The organism is Arcicella lustrica, from assembly GCF_034930985.1.
Taxonomy (GTDB): Bacteria; Bacteroidota; Bacteroidia; order Cytophagales; family Spirosomataceae; genus Arcicella; species Arcicella lustrica.
In genome coordinates this window covers 346,770-366,067 of the sequence record NZ_JAYGIM010000006.1, presented here as the reverse complement: position 1 = coordinate 366,067, position 19,298 = coordinate 346,770, and the positions used below count along the sequence as shown (strand labels likewise).

At 35.6% G+C, this 19,298-nt stretch carries 11 protein-coding genes; 1 reads left to right on the top strand and 10 read right to left on the bottom strand.

What is annotated here, in order from left to right; translation table 11 throughout:
• Positions 1–101 precede the first annotated feature (101 nt).
• From VB798_RS09190 to VB798_RS09145, 10 genes are all read right to left on the bottom strand, one after another.
• Positions 102–950 carry a sugar phosphate isomerase/epimerase family protein gene (locus tag VB798_RS09190; RefSeq protein WP_323258166.1) on the bottom strand — a complete coding sequence of 283 codons (849 nt, stop codon included), beginning with the start codon at positions 948–950 and terminating at the stop codon, positions 102–104.
• Between the two features lie 86 nt (positions 951–1,036).
• Entirely contained in the window at positions 1,037–2,158 is a 1,122-nt protein-coding gene (locus VB798_RS09185; protein WP_323258164.1) for a Gfo/Idh/MocA family protein, read from the bottom strand.
• Between the two features lie 80 nt (positions 2,159–2,238).
• The gene (locus VB798_RS09180) at positions 2,239–3,003 is read right to left on the bottom strand and encodes a ThuA domain-containing protein (RefSeq protein WP_323258162.1); all 765 of its coding nucleotides are present in this window, start codon (positions 3,001–3,003) and stop codon (positions 2,239–2,241) included.
• Between the two features lie 32 nt (positions 3,004–3,035).
• Complete coding sequence (locus VB798_RS09175) at positions 3,036–6,608, bottom strand: PVC-type heme-binding CxxCH protein (protein ID WP_323258160.1); 3,573 nt, start codon at positions 6,606–6,608, stop codon at positions 3,036–3,038.
• 62 nt (positions 6,609–6,670) lie between these two features.
• A complete protein-coding gene (locus VB798_RS09170; RefSeq protein ID WP_323258159.1) occupies positions 6,671–8,197 on the bottom strand; it encodes an MFS transporter in 1,527 nt (508 codons plus the stop codon).
• Between the two features lie 117 nt (positions 8,198–8,314).
• On the bottom strand, positions 8,315–9,019 hold the full coding sequence (locus tag VB798_RS09165; RefSeq protein ID WP_323258157.1) for a DUF3823 domain-containing protein: 705 nt from the start codon (positions 9,017–9,019) through the stop codon (positions 8,315–8,317).
• Between the two features lie 28 nt (positions 9,020–9,047).
• Entirely contained in the window at positions 9,048–10,937 is a 1,890-nt protein-coding gene (locus tag VB798_RS09160; RefSeq protein WP_323258155.1) for a RagB/SusD family nutrient uptake outer membrane protein, read from the bottom strand.
• A gap of 19 nt (positions 10,938–10,956) precedes the next feature.
• Entirely contained in the window at positions 10,957–14,421 is a 3,465-nt protein-coding gene (locus VB798_RS09155) for a TonB-dependent receptor (RefSeq protein ID WP_323258153.1), read from the bottom strand.
• Between the two features lie 213 nt (positions 14,422–14,634).
• Positions 14,635–15,762, bottom strand: a complete 1,128-nt coding sequence (locus tag VB798_RS09150) for a FecR family protein (protein WP_323258151.1) — start codon at positions 15,760–15,762, stop codon at positions 14,635–14,637.
• Positions 15,763–15,823: 61 nt separating this feature from the next.
• Positions 15,824–16,414 (bottom strand): RNA polymerase sigma factor, encoded by a 591-nt coding sequence (locus tag VB798_RS09145; RefSeq protein ID WP_323258148.1) that lies wholly within the window; start codon positions 16,412–16,414, stop codon positions 15,824–15,826.
• 1,436 nt (positions 16,415–17,850) lie between these two features.
• Between VB798_RS09145 and VB798_RS09140 the strand changes: the two genes are divergently transcribed.
• Positions 17,851–19,257 carry a replication initiation protein gene (locus VB798_RS09140; protein ID WP_323258146.1) on the top strand — a complete coding sequence of 469 codons (1,407 nt, stop codon included), beginning with the start codon at positions 17,851–17,853 and terminating at the stop codon, positions 19,255–19,257.
• Positions 19,258–19,298: the final 41 nt, after the last annotated feature.

Here is a 19,298-nt window from a genome sequence, read left to right as displayed (position 1 = left end):
ATTGTTTTTAAAATTAAATGGTTAATGTTTGCTATATCTACAGCATGCAATAATTACCTGTCTTTTAAGTAAATATTGATTACTGTTAACTAATGACATTTTTACCTAAACATTGTTTGATAAAAATCTAGCCCTTCTTGGGCTAATTCGTCGGCACTATTTGCCAAAGGTCGCCAAATAGAAGCCGCTCTGGCTAATTCTTTAGAAGGTGCGCCAAAAGTTTCTACCACAATAGCTCCTTGATAATCAATTTCTAATAATGCTTCTTTGATTCCTTGCCAATCTAAATGACCTGTTCCGGGCGTTCCACGGTCGCTTTCATTTCCTTGAATATGACAAAGTAATTCTTTCCCAATTTTTCGAATGGCATTCGGAATATTTTTCTCTTCAATATTGGCATGAAAAGTATCCAACAAAATTTGGATATTAGGATTTGATACTTCTTTTACCAAAGAAATTACTTGGTCAACCGTATTAATCATATCGGTTTCAAAACGGTTTAAAGGCTCTACTCCTACAATAATTCCATAATCCTCAGCCACTTTTCCGACCGATTGAAGTGTTTCAACACACCATGCTCTTTCTTGCTTTTTTTGTTCCTCAGCGACCAAACGGGTTTTGCCCACTGCTGAATAAACTGGTCCACCAAAAACGGGACTTCCCATAAAATCAGCAATTTTGATACAATCAATGATGTACTTTTTCCCTTGCTCACGAATGGTAGCATCAGTACTTGAAATATCACGGTCAGCACCAAAAGCACCACTGATGGTTACTTTCAAGTCGATGTCACGAACTATCTCTCTAAGTTTTAACCAATCTATTCTATCGGCATCTTCTACGGCTACTTCAATAATATCATAGCCCATTCGCTTTACTTTGTGGACAATGTCAAAATTTTCGGTAGAAAATGGGGAAGCCCAAACAAAAGTACTTGCTCCAAATAGCATATTCAATTCATTTTAAAGGATAAAAAACAGGAGAATAAAATACTCTCCTGTTAAAAAAAACCTAATATTCAATCCTAGTTTAAATTTTATTCAAGCTCAAAATCTGGAATAAACACTCTTTTTCCGCCATTCATGGCCGACTCATGTGCACAGATTCCTGCACAAGTATAATTCGCCGCAACGTCGGCATCCACCGCTGAGTTTCTATTCTCGATAATTGCCGCCACAAATTCTTGTACCAAATGCGGATGCGAACCGCCATGACCTGCCCCTTGTAAAAAAGAAACGTGATTTGGGTCGTCGATTTTTTCTCTTTTGGTAAAATGTGCAATTTCGTCAATCAATAATTCGTCGGTGTCAGGCACATCAATTCTAACTGCATTTTCTCCACCATCAAAAATCACGTGTGATTCATCCTGTAATTGTTCCCATTCAAAAGACATTTTGTCGCCATAAACATCATAACTTTCACGATATTGACGAACTACATCAAATAAAGAGCGAGTAGCTTCTGCCACAACATCCGAATTTTTCAAAGTAAAAGTTGCCGTTTCAACTGCAAATGGCGAACCATAACGTTTTGTCAAATCTTCGCCCAATCTTCCCGAACCATGACAAACCACAGATTCAGCTTTGGTATTATTGATGCGTAATAAAGGTGAAATAGCGTGCGTTCCGTTCAACATTGGGGGGAAACCTTTCCAATATTCGCCCCAGCCTTCCATACTCATATCTTGAATATGTGAACCTCTAACAAACTGAATTCTACCCAATTGTCCCGTTTCAGCTAATTTCAACCCATACAAAAATTCACGAGTATAAAGTGCTGTTTCCATCATCATATATACTTTGTTCGCTTTGCGTTTTGCATCAACAATTGCTTGGCAATCTTCCACCGTCATCGCCATTGGAATGGTACAAGCTGTATGTTTGTTGGCATTCAACGAAGCGAGTGTCATCTGTGCGTGTTCTGGCACTGGCGTTACAATATGAATCGCATCGACGTCATCTCTTTTGGGTACATCTTCAAAATTCTCAAAACATAAGTTTCTGTCTAAATTGAATTTCGTCGCTAATTCATCTATCGTTTTAGGATTTCTTGTACAAATACCAACCGCTTTGATATTTGGATGATTTTGGTAAATAGGAATAAATTCTTTCCCAAAGCCCATTCCTACAATAACCACCGTGATTTTTTTCTGACTCATGACTAAACTATTTAAGAAATTATTAATATCTATTTTTTATTTAACTAATTGACAATAAGATAATTGAATCAAACTTAGCTCTATTTTTTAGCAACCCATTTCAAGGTATTCCTGAGTAAAGTTTGGTAAGGCAAATAGTTGTGCGATTCGGCATCATGCCCTAAAGTAAAGCCCACAATTTTCGCTTTTGGATGTTTTACGACGAATAAAAGCGGATATACTTTATCTGAACCAGCCATATTTCCAATGGCTAATACTTCAATTCCTGGACCATTTGGGTCTATTTGAAAATGATATAATTCATCTTTCAAAGTAAATTGCGCTTGGGTTTTCTTTGTAATTGGATGCTTTGGATTTACAATTTTCACATCAAACGCCCCATAACGGTCGTGGTTGCGTGTGCCACCACTTACCAAGTTTGCATTGTATGCCGACCAATCAGCCCAGTTGTACCAAAGTGCCGCATGACATAAAATCAAACCTTTTCCAGCTTCCACAAAATCAAAAATGGCTTTTCTGGTTGCTTCATCAGCAATTGGCTGATTGTTACACAAAATCAAAACGTCGACTTCGGGTAAGGTTGCCAAGATAGATTTTGGGTCGTTGGTATAAATAACTTTTGCCAAACCGTCTTTTTCTAAGGTTTCAACATCGGCAGTTTTATACCATTTGTCAAAATCGTGTGAGGAACCACCACCAACGATTAAAGCCCTAATACTTTTACTTTTTTTCTTGAAAAAAGGCTGATGAGCCAAGCTTGTCGAAAGACTAACTATCGAAAGCAAAAGCATCAATAAAGTGCCTTTTTTGACTATTCGAGAAAAAAATAAATGATAATTTTTCATGTTCAATCTATTTTAAAATGATTCTTTAAAAGCTATTTTACAATTCTTAAAATACCGTTCATCCCTCGCCAATGCCCCGGAAAAGTACAGACAAACACATAGTCACCAGCTTGCGTAGGTGCGGTGAATTCTAGCGTTACAGTTTCGTCGGTATTAATCAATTTGGTGGCAAACAGTACTTCTGGCATTTTCGGAACATAATTTTTCTCAGCACCTTTTGGGTCACGAGCCAACATATCGGCTGTAGCTCCTACTTTATTCAATGTTCCCGGTTTGATAATGACAAAATTGTGTTGCATACCATCTGGGTTTTCGATGTTGATGGTAATTTTCTGACCAGCTTTTACTTGAATCAATTTTTGGTCGAATTGCATCAATTCTTTTTCAATTTTCAAATCAATCGTCGAAGCCGTTGAAACAGCTTTCACTTCTGTTTTTTCGTTTGAAGCATTTGAATGATGATGTTCATGATTAGCTTCCATTACTTTAGGCTTTTTAAGTTCTAAAGAAACGTTTTGAAGATTTCCGCTTAAATTAAATGCACCTTGATAAGTACCTATTTTGGTTTCATCTTCAAAATCAAAACCTGTTCTTAAAGCGGTTGCTAATGGTTTTTCAAATAAAATGACGCCTTTGTTATTGGCTACGGATTTCCCGTCAATTTTAATCGTAGCACCTTCGTTGGCAGAAATTTCAGCAACTAATTCAAATTTTTCTGGCAAAGCTTCCTTACTTTCGGTTTGAATTGATTTACCATCTTTATTGAAAACAAGCTTTATTTTTCCATCTTGAATGAACAAAGCGTAGCCGTTATTTTTATCGCCTTGTGCCAAAATCATTCCTTGCAATTCACGATTATTATTAGGCTTCGCCAAATTTGCTTTGATGATGATTTCTTTGCCCATTACGTTTGGTGAATACTGCATCACATTTCTTCTTCCCAAAGTATATACTTCTTTGTTGATGGCCTCAACGATACTTTTCGTAAAAGCTGATTCTTGAATTTCTGGATTACTGTTTTTGTTAAATGCTTTGATAAATCCATCTTCATGCGTAATTGCGGCTACAAACAAAGCTTTAGAAAGCCATTCGTCTTTCGCATTCTTCTCATCTTTCGAAGCATTATAAAGTAGTTCTCCTAAGCTTTCAGAAGCAGAAGTTTCTGCCATTGCCAACAAAACTGATTTACGAACATTCAGATTTTTATCGAACAAAGCACCACTTTTCAGCATATTATCAAACACTTGCTGATTTTTCGGCAATACTTCAATCGCTGCTTTACGAACACCAGCCGCTGGATGAGACATCGCTTTGAAAACTACTTGCAATGCTTCTGGATTTGAGCCATCCAAAAGATTTAATCCGTGTAATGTCCAAAGTGCATGAACCGCTGGACTGTTTAAGCCAATTTCATCGACATTCGTTTTGTTGATAATAGCATACAATGCTGGTGCAACCGAAGTATTGTTACTTTCTACCAATAATCGTTGAGCCGTCATTCTCCAGAACATATTATCGTTTTCTAAAGCCGACAATAAGCCTGAAATATCATCTTTTGATAATTTCAGATTCGTTTCTTTTTTAGCATTTTTATAGACTACTCTGTAGATACGCCCGTGATTGGTATCTCTTAAAGGACTTGAAAAAGCATTTCCTTTTCCGTGTGGTTGACTGGTATTAGGAGGTAAAATTGTACCAGAAGGCGCTTGTGCTGGCACAAAAACATTGTGCTGAATGATAAAATTATACCAATCGGCTACCCAAACCGCTCCGTCTGGACCAACTTCAGCATGTACTGGACCGAACCATTCATCTGAACTTACCATTAAATTCCAGCCGTCTTTTTCTTTAAAACCTGCTCCATCTGGTTCAATAATCGCATTATGAATCAACCTTACTGTTGGTTCTGTCACCAAAGCGATTCTATTCCAATACTCTTTCGGAAAATTTCTAGCCGTGTATAAATGATGTCCTGCGGCAGCCGTAAAACCACCAACCACATCTACTTGTCGTAAATTTGGCGTCATTACGTGCACGTCATAATGTCCATCAATTTTTTGAACTGGCTGAATACCGCCTTGAAAAGTACGCTGGGTAAGTTTGGCTGGCATTGAATAATAGGCACTATGCGTATTATTGGCAGTTGAAATAAAGACGTTATTATCTTCCGAAAAGCCTAATCCCCAAGTATTATTGCTGGTTGAAGACAAGTATTCAAGGTTTTTACCATTTGGACTGAAACGATATACTCCTTGTCCGAAGTTTTGTTTTTTTCCATCCACAACTGCATTGAATCCTGAAAAGCCCAATACGCCCCAAATTTTATTATCAAAACCGTATTGTAAATTTGATGGACCTGCGTGCGTATCATTTTTTCCCCAACCCGACATGATGATTTCTCTCACATCAGCTTTATCGTCACCATTTGTGTCTTTCAAGAATACAAAATGTGGAGCCATCGAAACTATTACACCACCATTGGCAAAAACCATACTGGTCGGAATATTCAAATCGTCAGCAAAAACGGTGAATTTATCTGCTTTGCCATCGCCATCAGTATCTTCACAAATCTTGATTCTATCGTTGGCTACACCGTCAGTTTCTTTAAAAGTATTCGGATAATCTACAGATTCTACAATCCATAAACGTCCTTTTTCATCCCAAGCCATTGCGATTGGGTTAATAATGTCAGGTTCAGAGGCAAAAAGTTTTACATCAAAATCAACCGCTACTTGTGTTAATTTTTGTGATTGTTCGGGCGATAAAGCTTCTTGAATTTTTGGTACATTATGACGAACCGCATAATTCGCAATTGAATCTGAATTATAAATATCAACATCAGGAATGTTCAATTGACTAATGCGTTTCTTTACATCATCGCCCAAAGCCCAAAGTACGCCGTTTCTTACTAAATCCAAATAGCCTTTGTTCGTCCAAGTGCTATCGTTATGACCGTAAGCGGTGTAAAAAACACGTCCCTTTCCTTGATTTCTTACCCAAGTATAAGCTTCATGAACGCCATTTTCCACTCTTTCTGTCAAGATTTTTCTATCAGGATTCGTGTTTTTATGCACGTAGGTTTCATCCCAAGTTTTAAAATCGGTAATACCTTTCATGATGGGATGTGAAGCATTTACAATTGTTGCAGGAAATGTTCCTACTTCATGCGATTTGAATTGTCCACCAATGGTTTTTATGTACCAATCTGAATTTTTAAAACAACCTGCGGCAGAATGCAAAGGGATGAGTCCTTTTCCACCTTCTACAAAATTTTTCAAAGCTGATTCTTGCGAAGATGACAGCGAATCGTGATTAGCATAAATAATCAGGGCATCATATTTACTGAGATTCTCAGCATTCAAATCGCTAACGGTTGTGGTATAGGTCAAGTTAACCCCACTTTTGAATAATTTAATGGCAAGCCAAGGAGCATATTTTCCCGAATCGTGATGCTTACTGTTATGTCCTAAAAATAGTACTTCTGCTCTTCTCGCTCCTTTTTGCTGGGCAATTTCATTACTTGCGGTTTTTCCAGACAAGTTTTTATTATTGGTACAGGTTTGGAAAAACAATCCAACCAATACCAGTAAAATACATTTTCTCATATTTACTGAATGTTAAAATTATATTGAGGCAATAGGTTTATTGCTTGAAAACCACGTAAAAATTATTCCTTATCAATTAACAAAACGGGTTTATAACCACCTTTGAATTTGAAATAAAATATTAAAGCGATATAGCAAAGTAACATCAAGATTGGGAAGAGTGCGACGGTCTTTAAAGCATCCTTTTTTGCATCTTCTTGCGTCTGTGTTATTGTTTGTACTATTACTGGATTTGCACTCGCAAATTTATCTGTATCAAGTACTTTATAGGTACCAAATAATCCTGATTTTTCTTTATTCACATAGCTTGAATGAATTTCTGTATGATGCTGATAAAGATTTTTATCAAATTCTTTATCTTGAACAAAACCAAGAATTACCGCTCCGATTACTCCTACTCCTACTTGCCCAACAGCTCCTGTAAAATTCAAAGCTAAAGCGCCACCTTTAGGAAATTGTTCAGAAACTACACCAAGCATTGTCCCCCAAAAAAAGGTTTTACCAAGTGCATAAATTGTGGCTGCTAGAATGATGACAAAGCCTGTAGAAAACGATAAAAATTGTAAACCAATTGAGGCTGTTAAAGCACTGACCGCTAACAAACCCAAAGGTGAAAATTTGTGCACGATTGGTCCTGAATAGAACCTTAAAATCGCCATGATTAATGAAGTGTAAATCAAAACCCAGCCACCTTGTAGTCCCACTTTTTTCATCTCTGGTGTCATTAAATCCGTAATCCAGCTATCTGTGCCTAGTTCGGTAGTAGCCAGTGGAATCATGATTAGGAGCAATAAAATAAAGAGTGGACGCCCAAGTGAACGGACAAAATATCCAAAAGTACTGGTTAAAATAGCAATAGTGATTAGGTTTGTCGCTAATGACCAGTTAAATAGACTTCCCAATTGGAAAATACATAAAGAAACAATAATTAAAGCGCCAAGAATTCCGACTTCTTCTAGCATTTCTAAATAGCTAACGCCAGCCTTTACACGTTCGTTAACAGGAAATTCTTGATTAAAAATCAACCACGCATAAATCAGCGTTGGCAACATGATAAAAGCAATGATAATGTTCCAATTGAACTCAAAATGTAACATTCCAATACCAAGCAAACCTGCCAGAACCATTCCTGTTGGCCAACCTGCATGCAAAATATTCAACCATTTTGTCTTCTCTTTTGGGAACATACTTGCAACTACAGGATTTACCACCGCTTCAGCGGCGCCATTTCCCAATGCAAACAAGAGTGTTCCGATGTAAAGCATCCAGTAACCATCTGCAAAAATGGTAATGACTACTGAAAGCGAATGACAGATGAAGGCAAAAATCATTGATTTTTTGTAGCCAACTTGGTCGATAATAAGACTAAAAAAAACAATGCTAATTCCGAAAGGCCAAAAACTTACGCCAAAAATTTCGCCTTGCTGGGTTTTACTTAGTCCAAATTGTGTACCCCATTGTGCCATTAAAAAAGCACGAAAAACAAAGCCAAAAGCCGAGGCAACTAATACCATAAAACAACCCCAAAATAAGCGTTTATGGGCGGTATCCGCTTGGGAAGTGTTTTCTAGTTTGTTCAGTGAATTCATAGTTATACTCAGAATAAAATTATTATTCTTGATTAAATAAAAGACAAGCGTCTAATAACCCCTTCTCAAAAACTGAGAAGGGGAATTTTCATAAATTGGATAATAAATCAAAAAAGACTACTTGTACTGTATTTTCTGAACTGGAGAGAAAATCATGTCTTCGACACCACTGATTTTTACGCCAATTCTAGCAAATACATAATTTTGGGCTGGTGAAATCGTAGGAATATCAACAGTAAGATTTACATTGCTCAAATCAGTAATTGCTCCTCCGGCAATGTTGGTTGTGCCAACATTATTAGCCCCAGAAACAAATTGCGTTTTGTTAATGTATAATGATACTCTTTCAATGGTTTTAGCATTGGCATCCGTGATGATTTTATCGATTTTACAAGAAGCCGTTACTTTATTTTCACCTTTAGAAAAACTTGCATTTCTAAGCATGTAATAAGGCATTACTTCAATGTCCATCGTTTGGCTACCTTTCAAATCAATGTAAAGTGTATCTTTTACTGTTGTATTGATAACGTTGGTCATAAATGGACCTTCACCTTTAGGAAATAACATTTTGTATTTTCCTGTAAAAAGTACCGCTGAATAGTTTCCTTCTTGCGTAATGGCAACGTCAATTGGAGCAAGTTTACCCCAGCCTGGCTCCCATAATTGGAAACGCACTTGATTGGCTTCAACATTAATCGGTTCGCCTTTATAAACAATCCGACCTTTAAAATCGCTGTTTGGCGCCACGTAGTTGTCCATCGAACAAGATGTCATAAAAACACCTAGAGCGGCCACAAATAAAGAATAAATTGATAATCTCATGATATATATCGTTTAGATGTTATCGTATCTATTGATTTGGATTTCTAATAATTTTCGGATTGTTATTGATAATATCATCTCCGATTCTTGAATAATAATTCCCAAATTGGAATCTATCAGCACCTGTTACACGGCTTAGTTTTACGATTTTAAAAATCCACTTTCCATCATTTTCTGAACTTGGGTCGTAAATTTTATAAGGCCATAAAGCATAAGGTTGTGTGCTTCTTTTGGTTGCTTTCTCAATGTCTTGTACTAAATCTGTCGGAGTAATTGTACCACCATCAAGTACTAAGTGAGCAATTCTCCAACGTTTCATGTCGTAGAAGTAATGTCCTTCAAAAGCTAACTCAGCTCTTCTTTCATGAGCAATTCTATCAAAAGTAATTTCGCTGCTTGTCAAAGGTTTTACTAAGCCTGCTCTGGCACGAACTTGGTTCATATAAGTTGCAGCTACGGCTGGCTGACCTAATTCAAAGGCTGCTTCTGCGGCATTCAACAATACTTCAGAGAAACGATAACGGATAAACCAAACTTCACTTTGAACCCCACGCTGACCAGAACCTGTAACTGGATCTAAGTATTTACGTAAATAAAAACCAGATTGAGCTGTAAATTCAAAACCATCAATTGGACCATCGAAACCTACTACTTGCTCACGAGTTGTTTTGCCCGGTAAAGTTTTTTGCGCACCACGGTCATCACCACTGATAATACTTCCGTTTGCTAACTGAAAACCTGCCCAAATATCAACCGTTCTGCCTTTGAATCTTGTTCCTGGCAACATGACTGTTCCTGCTAAACGAGCATCTCTGTTTGCAAAAATATCGGTGATGTTTGTATAGTAATTGTAAGCACCTGAAGGAGCATTGGTTTCAAGCGGAGCAAAAGTATTATCCAATTTTTCGAAAGATTGTACTAAGTTCAAAGATGGGTTGATTCTTCCGCCTTCTTCTTCCTCAGCACCATATCTTGGCTGATTGGCAATTGTAAAACCATGTACTTTTCCGCTTTGTAATTTAAAATCTTCTACAAAAATCGCTTCTGGGTTATTGGCTTTATCATAAAAAATACTTGAGAAGTTTTCCGATAAATCAGGTTTTTTATTGTACAAAGCATAAGCACCTGCTTTGCCTTCAATGATTTCCTTTGCTGCACTTAAAGCTTTTGTGTAGTATCCTGTCGCTAAACTTGCTGAAATTCCTACTTCACCACCTTGTAAACTTACTGAAGGAGTTGTGCTACCATATTTAGCAATAGAACCTGCATAAAGTGCCGCACGAGCTTGCATTGCCAATACTGCACCGAGCGTTGCTCTTGATTTTTCAGCCGTATTGACAGGCAATTTTGTTTTGATTTCATCAACTTCTTTAATGATAAAATCGTACACTTCTGATTCCTTCGCTCTTGGATTACGCAAATAACTTGGGTCGCCACTGAAATCGTAAGTCATAGGTTCTGTAATCAATGGAACACCACCCATGCGTTTTACTAATTCAAAGTAATAAGCTGCACGCAAGAAACGAGCTTCAGCTAAAAATCTATCTTTAACAGCTACATCCAATTTATCAGTTGCCGAACATTTTTGGATGAATAAGTTAATATCACGGATATAAGCATAGTCCCAAATTCCCCAAGCACCATAATCATATCCATTGTTTTGGAAGTTTCCATACTGACCTGCTTCCGACCAGAAAGCTTCGTTGAAATCTGATGTTGAAGTCCAACTTTTTACGGTTGAATAATCGTTATAGCGATTGTACAAATCACCTAATACCGACAATACTTGGTCTGGGCTACTCCAAATCACTTCGTTTGTAAGAATATTGGTAGGTTTTCTATCCAAAAATTCATCGTCATTACATCCCCAGCTTATCGCTAGTAAGACTAATAGTTTTATCAATAAAATCTTTTTCATTGCCAATTATTTTTATATTTTAAAGAGAAAGATTGATTCCAATATTCACAAACTTATTTTGTGGGTATTGCAAACCGTTGTCGTCTGCAATTTCTGGATCTACTCCGTACTCTTTTAGATTATCCACTGAAAACAAGTTATAGCCATTTACATACACTCTTGCTTTTTGAATTTTCAGTTTGTCGAGTAATGTTTTTGGTAAAGAGTAAGATACTTCTAATGTTCTAGCTCTTAAATACTTAACATTTTGTAACCAGAAAGTAGAGTTTCTATTGTAATTACTATGACCACCATCGTTATAACGGAATGCTGGGAATCTACCCGGAATCCACTCGCTGTTTACATCAAATACATCAGCTCTATGCCATCTGTCTGTTAAAAGTTTGTTCAAAGCACCATCGTTTTGATAAGCCCAACGTTGTTCCCAGTTTTGATTCCAAGAATACATTCCACCACCAGAGAAATCAGCAGAGAAAGTAAAGCCTTTCCAACCTAACATGAAGTTCAAACCGAAGTTTACATTTGGCTGACCAGTCGTTGTATAGCCGATTGGGCGTTGGTCATATCCATCTATTCTACCGTCTCCATTTACGTCTTTGTAAATCAAATCTCCAGGATTTAGCGTTCTGTTTCCTTGTCCATCAATATTTACAGGATATTCATTGATTTGATCTCTTGATTGAAATTGTCCAATTGTTTCGTAACCCCAGAAAATATTACTGTAACGACCTTCAGCAGAGTTTCTGTAATAATCCCATGAGTTATTGAAAATTGGCTTGTAAGAAGAAACAAATTTACTTCTAGCATAAGACATATTTCCACCAATCGAATAAGTAAAGTCTCCTGATTTGCCATTGTAATTTAAAGAGAATTCACCACCAAACTGTGCATCGCTGTTCACGTTTTCATCAGGTAAGCTATAACCTAATTCACTTGGTACTAATAAATCGTATTTACGTCCCCTCAAACCAGTTCTCAAACGGTAGAAGTAATCTACACTACCCGTTAATTTTGTTCCTAAGAGCGAGAAATCAGCTCCAACATCGGTAATTTTACTTTTAAACCAAGAAATATTCGTAATTACCTGCCCTTTATCTCTTGAAGTAACAACTGGAGTGCCACTTAAAATTACGTTTCCAACATTGTAATTATAACCCGAAAGGTAATCGTAAGCACCAATACCAACGTTATCATCCCCTAAAATACCATAAGAAGCTCTGAATTTTAAATCATCCAAGATAGAACCACCACCTAAAAGATTCTTTGCGAAGTTTTCTTCGGTAATTCTCCAACCAATTGATGCTGATGGGAAAACGCCTGAACGTCTGTCTGGAGCAAACTTCCAAGAAGCATCTCTACGAGCAGAAACTTCAAAGTAATATTTGTTCGAATAATTGTAATTAAATCTACCGATATAACCTATACGTGCTTCTTGGTCATCCGCATCATTATAAGTATCAACCGTTGGGAAATAAATCAAAGGCAATACGTTTGTTTTAGGCACAGAGTGTACCCATTGGTCTTGAACACGCTGTTCTTGTCGCTCTGCTACGAATACTCCACCTACTGTGTGTTTGCCAAAAGTATTGTTGTAATTCAATTGTCCTTGGTAAATATTACGCATTACTTTTCTTGTACCACGTTCACGCCAAGGGTTTGTACTACCACCAGTCACTGTATAAGTATCGTTTGCTGGATTATAAGTATAAGCTTGATAAGTGTATTCGTGACCGTTCATTACTCTATCAGCGATGTAATACGAATACATTCCTTTCAACATCAATCCTTTAATTCCCGGAACTTGGTATTCTGCATTAAAGTTTGTTTGCAATACTCTCCAGTCTTCACGCCAGTAACCCCCTAGTTTTTTGTTGTTATAAGCCCAGTTTGTTTCGTTGTGCTTAATATCGTTCAAATACAATGGGTTATCGTTGGCATAAGGACGTTCGAAAGGACGGTTTCTTAAAATGGCAAAACGTGGTAACCAATAATCATCCCCACCCGGAACACCCGGCTGATCTCTCGTTTCAATTCTTCCATTAATTTGAACACCCACTTTAAGATTATTAGAAATCTTTGCATCAACGTTACTTTGAATGTTACTTCTTGCAAAAGTAAATTCACGACCTAATACTGAATTTTGGCTCAAACGAGTAGCAGAAATATAATAACTAATTTTATCTGAACCACCTGAAGTATTAATGTTGATTGAACTTAATGGAGAATTTCCTTTGATGATAAAATCTTTCCAGTTAAATGACTGATAACCAGGCTCTGTTCCAGCTTTATATTTATCTAATTCAGCTTGTGTAATGGCTGTTCTTCCGAATTGGTTGATTTCAGCATCTGCTTTACCTAATTGCCATTCATAAGAATTATTCACAACGTCTGGGAATCTCGACCAGTTCTGCCATCCAGTGTAAGCATCAATGTTTACTGTATTTTTGCTTCCAGCCTTGCCTCTTTTGGTAGTAACAACCACTACCCCATTGGCAGCACGAACCCCATAAATTGCCGCTGAGGCATCTTTAAGTACCGAGATACTCTCAATATCATTTGGCGCTAAGTTATTGAACTGACCAGCATCTTGCTGAATACCATCAATAACGAAAAGTGGGCTTCCCATGTTACGAATTTGAATATTCGCACTTGCACCTGGGCGACCATCAGCCATTCTGAAAGAAACTCCCGGAATTTTACCAGCTAAACCAGAACTAACTGTTGAACCACCGTGTACTCTCTCTAAATCTTTACTTGTAACAATGGCAATGGCACCCGTTAAAGATTCTTTCTTTTGTGTGCTATAACCTACAACAACTACTTCGTCGAGTCCTTGATTATCAGGTGCCAATTTAACATCTACAATCGAACGACCATTAACCGAAATCTCTTGTGATACATAGCCTACTGATGAAAAAATAAGAACCGCATTGCCATTTGGCAAAGAAAAACCATACTCACCATTATTATTGGTGGTAGTTCCCTTGTTTGTAGAGCCTTTCACCAAAATATTAACCCCCGGCAAACCAACATTATTTTCGTCGGTAACCTTACCTTTTATTGAAAATTCTAGGCTTTGGGGCACTATTTTGGAAGATTCTTCCTTTAAGAGTATTTGCGTGGCTTTAGCAGCTTGGGCACTCAGAATAATCTGGCTTCCAGCTACATCGTATTGTAAATTTAAAGGCTTTAATAGCCTTTCTAACACTTCTCCTAAAGTAACATTAGGAAGGTTTAAAGATACAGTGCGGCTTGATTGAATTATTTGCGGACTATAAGAAAACCTGACACCTGCCACGGTTTCTATATCCTTCAAGACAGCCTTTATCTTTTTGTCGGATACTTGTAAAGTCACTTTGCGATTTAATAATTCCTGAGCCGATAATTCTCTTGCCCAAGATACGCTAATGAAGAAACAAGCAATAAAGAGTTGCACCAACGAAATTTTCATACATTGGAATAGTAAAATTCTTAATTGTTTCATACTTTTGATTGTTTTGATCGTAATGACTAAATTTTCGAGCAAAAGAAGTCCCTGCCAGCCTAAATCATTTTAAGCTGTTTCTTGGATTCACAAGCCAATGATGGTACGAACATCGTTGGCTTTTTTCTTTTTTTAAATTAATCAGAAGTGGTAAGTAATTATGTTTTCATTTGTTAAACAGAGGGAGTTAAAAGGTACAATTATTTATTTAAGTTAATTTGATTGACACATTTTTGAATTGATAATTATCTGAGCATCAATTATTTCGTATGTTGCTCCGATAGATTTGCAAATAATATTGAGTTTATCTTGCAATGATTCTTCTTCCATAGATGAGGTTAACTGGCACGATTGCATCATCTCTCGATTAAAAATGATTTCTACTCCATAAGCTTTCGAAATTTCATCTAATACCGCTACAACGGGTGCTTCATCATAAATAAAAGTCGGTTTAGAAATATGTTGGGCTATTAAAAGTATTGGTTGTTCTACAATAGTTTTTTTAAAAAAGTCTTTTTCTCTTGAAAAAGTAACTTGTTGATTTGGTTTCAGTAAAACGCCTAGTTTTTCAATATTAGAGAGCGTCACTTTATCAAACTTCGGATTTTTATAAACACTTACTTTTCCACTTAATACTTTAACAATCACATCTTTTTCGTTATCAAAAGAAAAAACTTCAAATTTAGTACCTAATACTTTGGTAACCAATTCATTAGCATACACATAAAATGGTTTTGAAGGCATTTTCACCACATCAAAAACTGCTTTTCCGGACAAATAAACCGTTCGATTCTCTTTTCCAAAATTATTGACATAGCTAATTTTACTATTGGGCGAAAGATAAATCAATGAACCATCAGGAAGTTTTATCGTATCTATAGTCGTTTTATCATTCACTTTTTCGGTAAGCTTCTCTTCAGCAAATACTGCCATTTGTTTTTCATAAACTGATTCTGGCTGAATACTTTTATTAAAATATAGTACTTTTAAGCCTAAAAAAAGGATAAAACAAGCCGCCATTACTTGAAACCACGACTGTCGCCAAATTGGTATTGACTTTACTTCCTTTTCATCGCTTTCTGCATTGGTGATTAAAATTCGCTGCAATAAACTTTCCTCGGCTTCTTTTGATAAATAGGTACGAACATATTCACTAAGACCAAGCTGAACCGCTTCAATCAATTTTTGAGCCGCTAGCCACTCTTCTTTTTTTTCTGGATGATTACTCAGCCAGCTTTCCCAAAAAGCTTTTGAAGAATCAGTTGGTGATAAATAATGATTTAGAAAAGCATCATCTGTCACAAAGTCTGAAGAACTAAATTGTTCGTAGTGTATATTCACGGATTATGATATTTTAACAGTAGATGACAAAAAGCTATTTTTCATACTCACTAAAATCAAATTATTCTTGAAAAAAGACAAAAATTAAAATTGATAGCCAAGTTCTCAATTTTTCAACGGCTCTGAAGACGATATTTTGTGCCGATTGTTTATTGACTAACATGATTTCAGCAATTTGTTCATAGTTCATGTTTTCGGCAAATCTCAAACGCAAAGCTTCTTGTTGGCGATGCGAAAGCTGACTTACTAATTTGGTAATCATCTCTTGCCTATTGCTTGCTTCTTCTTTCTGAGTGAAGATTTCTTCGGCTGAAGGCTCTACCAAAAAATCCTCAAATTCTTCATTAAATGTTTCATGCGACCGTTCTTTTCTACTCAATAAATGTAAAATTCTATTTTTTAATGCTTTTAATAAGTAATATCGAACGTTATCGGGTACAATCAATCTATTTCTTTTAATCCAAATTTCAGTGAAAACATCATGAATACAATCGAATACAAAAGCCTCTGAAGCAGCAACAAGACTCATGCCGTATCGATACATTGCTTTTACATGTAATCGGTACAGTTCTGTATAAGCTTCTTCATCTCCCAATAAAAAAGCTTCCCACATTTCCTGTTCTTTATTTGATTCTTCCGTGATTTGATTCATCTTAAGTTTAATATCAAGTTAAATAAGTTAAATGCTGTTTTTATCTTTTACTTTTTTAAAAGAAACAAGGCTTGAATGCCAAAAGTATTTTACTCAAGCAAATCGAATTATACTTTAATGATAATAAATTTGAATTTACTCAGATAATGAGTTAGTAAAGATAGTTTGAAAAGATATGATAGGAAAGCCAATTTTCTTGGATTAGTCTTAAAAAACCTTGAAAACATCTATTTTGAGACATATTGAATAAAGTTTGAAACATTTCATCAAATGCTGCTTTCAATTTTGTACTTCTATCAAAGTCTTATTTCTCCATAATTTTCCTTTTGCTTTTCAATTTTTCTAAAAACGACTTTTGTGGGGTGAGATACCTAAGGTTAATTATCTGAATAAAAAACGACTTTTATGGGGTTTGTTAATTTGTTTAACGATAAAACTTACTCTTAATTTCTAAAAACGACTTTTATGGGCTAAAAAAACTCTCTGTTATAAAGTTGTTTCAAAATCAATTAAAGTGTTCATTTATTAAAAACGACCTTTATGGGGTTAAGTACTTTAAATGATTAAATTAAAGCATCTTGATAAAATTTTTCGGAGTTAAAAACTAAAAACGACTTTTATGGGGTGCTGAAGTATTCCTCTGTTTTCATTTAATATCCAATAAAAGTGTTGAACGAGAAAAACTCAAAAACGACTTTTATGGGGCTTGCGATTTCAGTGTAAGTTTAAATTTTACAATGATTTAATCTTTACAATCATTGACATTTTTAAAATGATACAATTCTCAGAGGAAATGATTAGAAAAGAAATATACTTTTCTAAAAACGACTTTTATGGGCTATAAAAAGGGAACGTATAGCGAACAAAAAACGACTTTTATGGGCTTGCCGTTTATTTTATTTTCAAAAATGTAAATAGAACCAATGTGACTATGAATGAGAAAATCAAAAATACAAAAACGACTTTTATGGGGTCTGATTTTTTATGAATATGAATAGAGCAAGCGTATTTTTATAGAAAATATTCACTAAATCATTTTAAATAAAGAATCTTCACTCAACAAATGTTATTCTTTGTTGTATTTCTTATTCTTTATTTCTTTTGTCTTTCAGCTTCCATAAGTGCTTGTAATAAAGTAATTTAACTATGCCAAAAACGACCTTTATGGGATGTATCGACGACTTTTATGGGGTACATCAACGACCTTTATGGGGCATATCAACGACTTCTATGGGGTACATCAACGACCTTTATGGGGTCTATCACGACTTTTATGGGCTGATTAAAACGACTCCTATGGGGTTGAACAAACGACTATGTTTTATTTGTCGTCGTTTTATTTTGTTTTTAGCAATTAAAGTATTTTTTTTGTAAAACGACTCTAAAAAAGTATCAGTCGTACATGCTATTTTTCATCTCAAACTGTTGGCAAGCGAATGAGTAACGAGAAAAACGATAAAAGAGACAAAGCAATCAACGCAATTTCGAAAGATCCTTATAGAATTATCAAAGGTAATCCGATTATCAATGCAAAATTTGATATTTCGGCGATTCAAATGAAAATCTTCTTGCACATGATTGCCAGTATCGACCAAGCAAAAGATTCCATACCTATCATTAAAATTACAGTAAAAGATTTTCAGCGACTTACAGGCATCAATAGCAATAATATTTACGCCCACGTAGAAAAAGAAGCAATGAAGATGAGAGAAAAACGGATTTTTTTCTCGAACAATAAAATCACCTTTGATGCCAACCTTATCAGTGCTTTTGTATATTATAAAGATGAAGGATATTTCACCTTAGAAATTCCGCAGGCACTTCACCCCTTTTTGCTACAGATTAAAGAAAATTTTACAGTACTTGATATTCGAAATATTTTAAGACTTGACAGCGTTTATGCCATGCGTTTTTACGAATTCTGTAAAGAGTATGAACGTTTCGGGAAATTCAGATTTGATGTAGATGAATTGAAAGCTACTTTGGGTTTGTCGGCTAGGTATAAAAATTACTTTGATTTTAAGAAAAAAGTAATTGAACAGGCTAAGAAAGAACTTTCACTCAATGCTGAAATTTACTTTGAATATCAGGAAATCAAAAATGGTAAAAAAGTAGAAAGCATAGAATTTCATATCAAGAAAAATGTAATTATTAATGACGACGTTCAAACGATTTCGATTATTAAAAATACTGATTTTGAAGAAAGCCCAGAAAGTACAACAGATTTGGCATCAGCGGTCAATCAAATTTTTTCAAAAGTAAAAGATTATGAAATTACCTTAAAAACCGTTGAGAATTGGTTAAAAGAAATTCCAGAAGAACAAATCATACTAGGAATTGATTATGTATTGAATGAAGTAAAAACAGGGAAAAAAATCACTAACGTTGGCGGTTACTTGAATCAAATGGTTAGGAATCCGATTTTGTTTGAAAAGAGTACACAAACAAAAAGCGAGGCATTAAAGAAAAAACAGCAGAATAAAGAAGAACAGAAAAAGCAAGATGATGCTAAAAAACTAGAGGCAAAAAGAGAAGAATTGAAAGTAGCGTTTTCAAACGCAAAAAGAGAAGTAGCTTTGAAAATTTTAGTATCAAACCCAGAATTGTATTTATTGGTATTGAATAAATTACAAGGAAGTTTATTGGGACAAATGAATTACAACAGTTATATGAATTACTGCGAGAAAAGGGTTTCTAACGAATCGTTCATTCAATACTTCACAGATGATGCTTCGTTTTTTGCAGGAGTAATGAATGCGATGACATCAGAATTTCCAGATATTATGGCTGTAAAAACTCAATTTGAAAAAACAGCCAATCGTTTAGGAATACAATTAATCTAATCTTAAATTTATTCTCAACAAAAAAACCAAAGTGACAGCCT

Coding starts and splice junctions, on each gene's coding strand:
- VB798_RS09190 (WP_323258166.1), bottom strand. CDS start 950: ATGCTATTTGGAGCAAGTACTTTTGTTTGGGCTTCCCCATTTTCTACC.
- VB798_RS09185 (WP_323258164.1), bottom strand. CDS start 2,158: ATGAGTCAGAAAAAAATCACGGTGGTTATTGTAGGAATGGGCTTTGGG.
- VB798_RS09180 (WP_323258162.1), bottom strand. CDS start 3,003: ATGAAAAATTATCATTTATTTTTTTCTCGAATAGTCAAAAAAGGCACT.
- VB798_RS09175 (WP_323258160.1), bottom strand. CDS start 6,608: ATGAGAAAATGTATTTTACTGGTATTGGTTGGATTGTTTTTCCAAACC.
- VB798_RS09170 (WP_323258159.1), bottom strand. CDS start 8,197: ATGAATTCACTGAACAAACTAGAAAACACTTCCCAAGCGGATACCGCC.
- VB798_RS09165 (WP_323258157.1), bottom strand. CDS start 9,019: ATGAGATTATCAATTTATTCTTTATTTGTGGCCGCTCTAGGTGTTTTT.
- VB798_RS09160 (WP_323258155.1), bottom strand. CDS start 10,937: ATGAAAAAGATTTTATTGATAAAACTATTAGTCTTACTAGCGATAAGC.
- VB798_RS09155 (WP_323258153.1), bottom strand. CDS start 14,421: ATGAAACAATTAAGAATTTTACTATTCCAATGTATGAAAATTTCGTTG.
- VB798_RS09145 (WP_323258148.1), bottom strand. CDS start 16,414: ATGAATCAAATCACGGAAGAATCAAATAAAGAACAGGAAATGTGGGAA.
- VB798_RS09140 (WP_323258146.1), top strand. CDS start 17,851: ATGAGTAACGAGAAAAACGATAAAAGAGACAAAGCAATCAACGCAATT.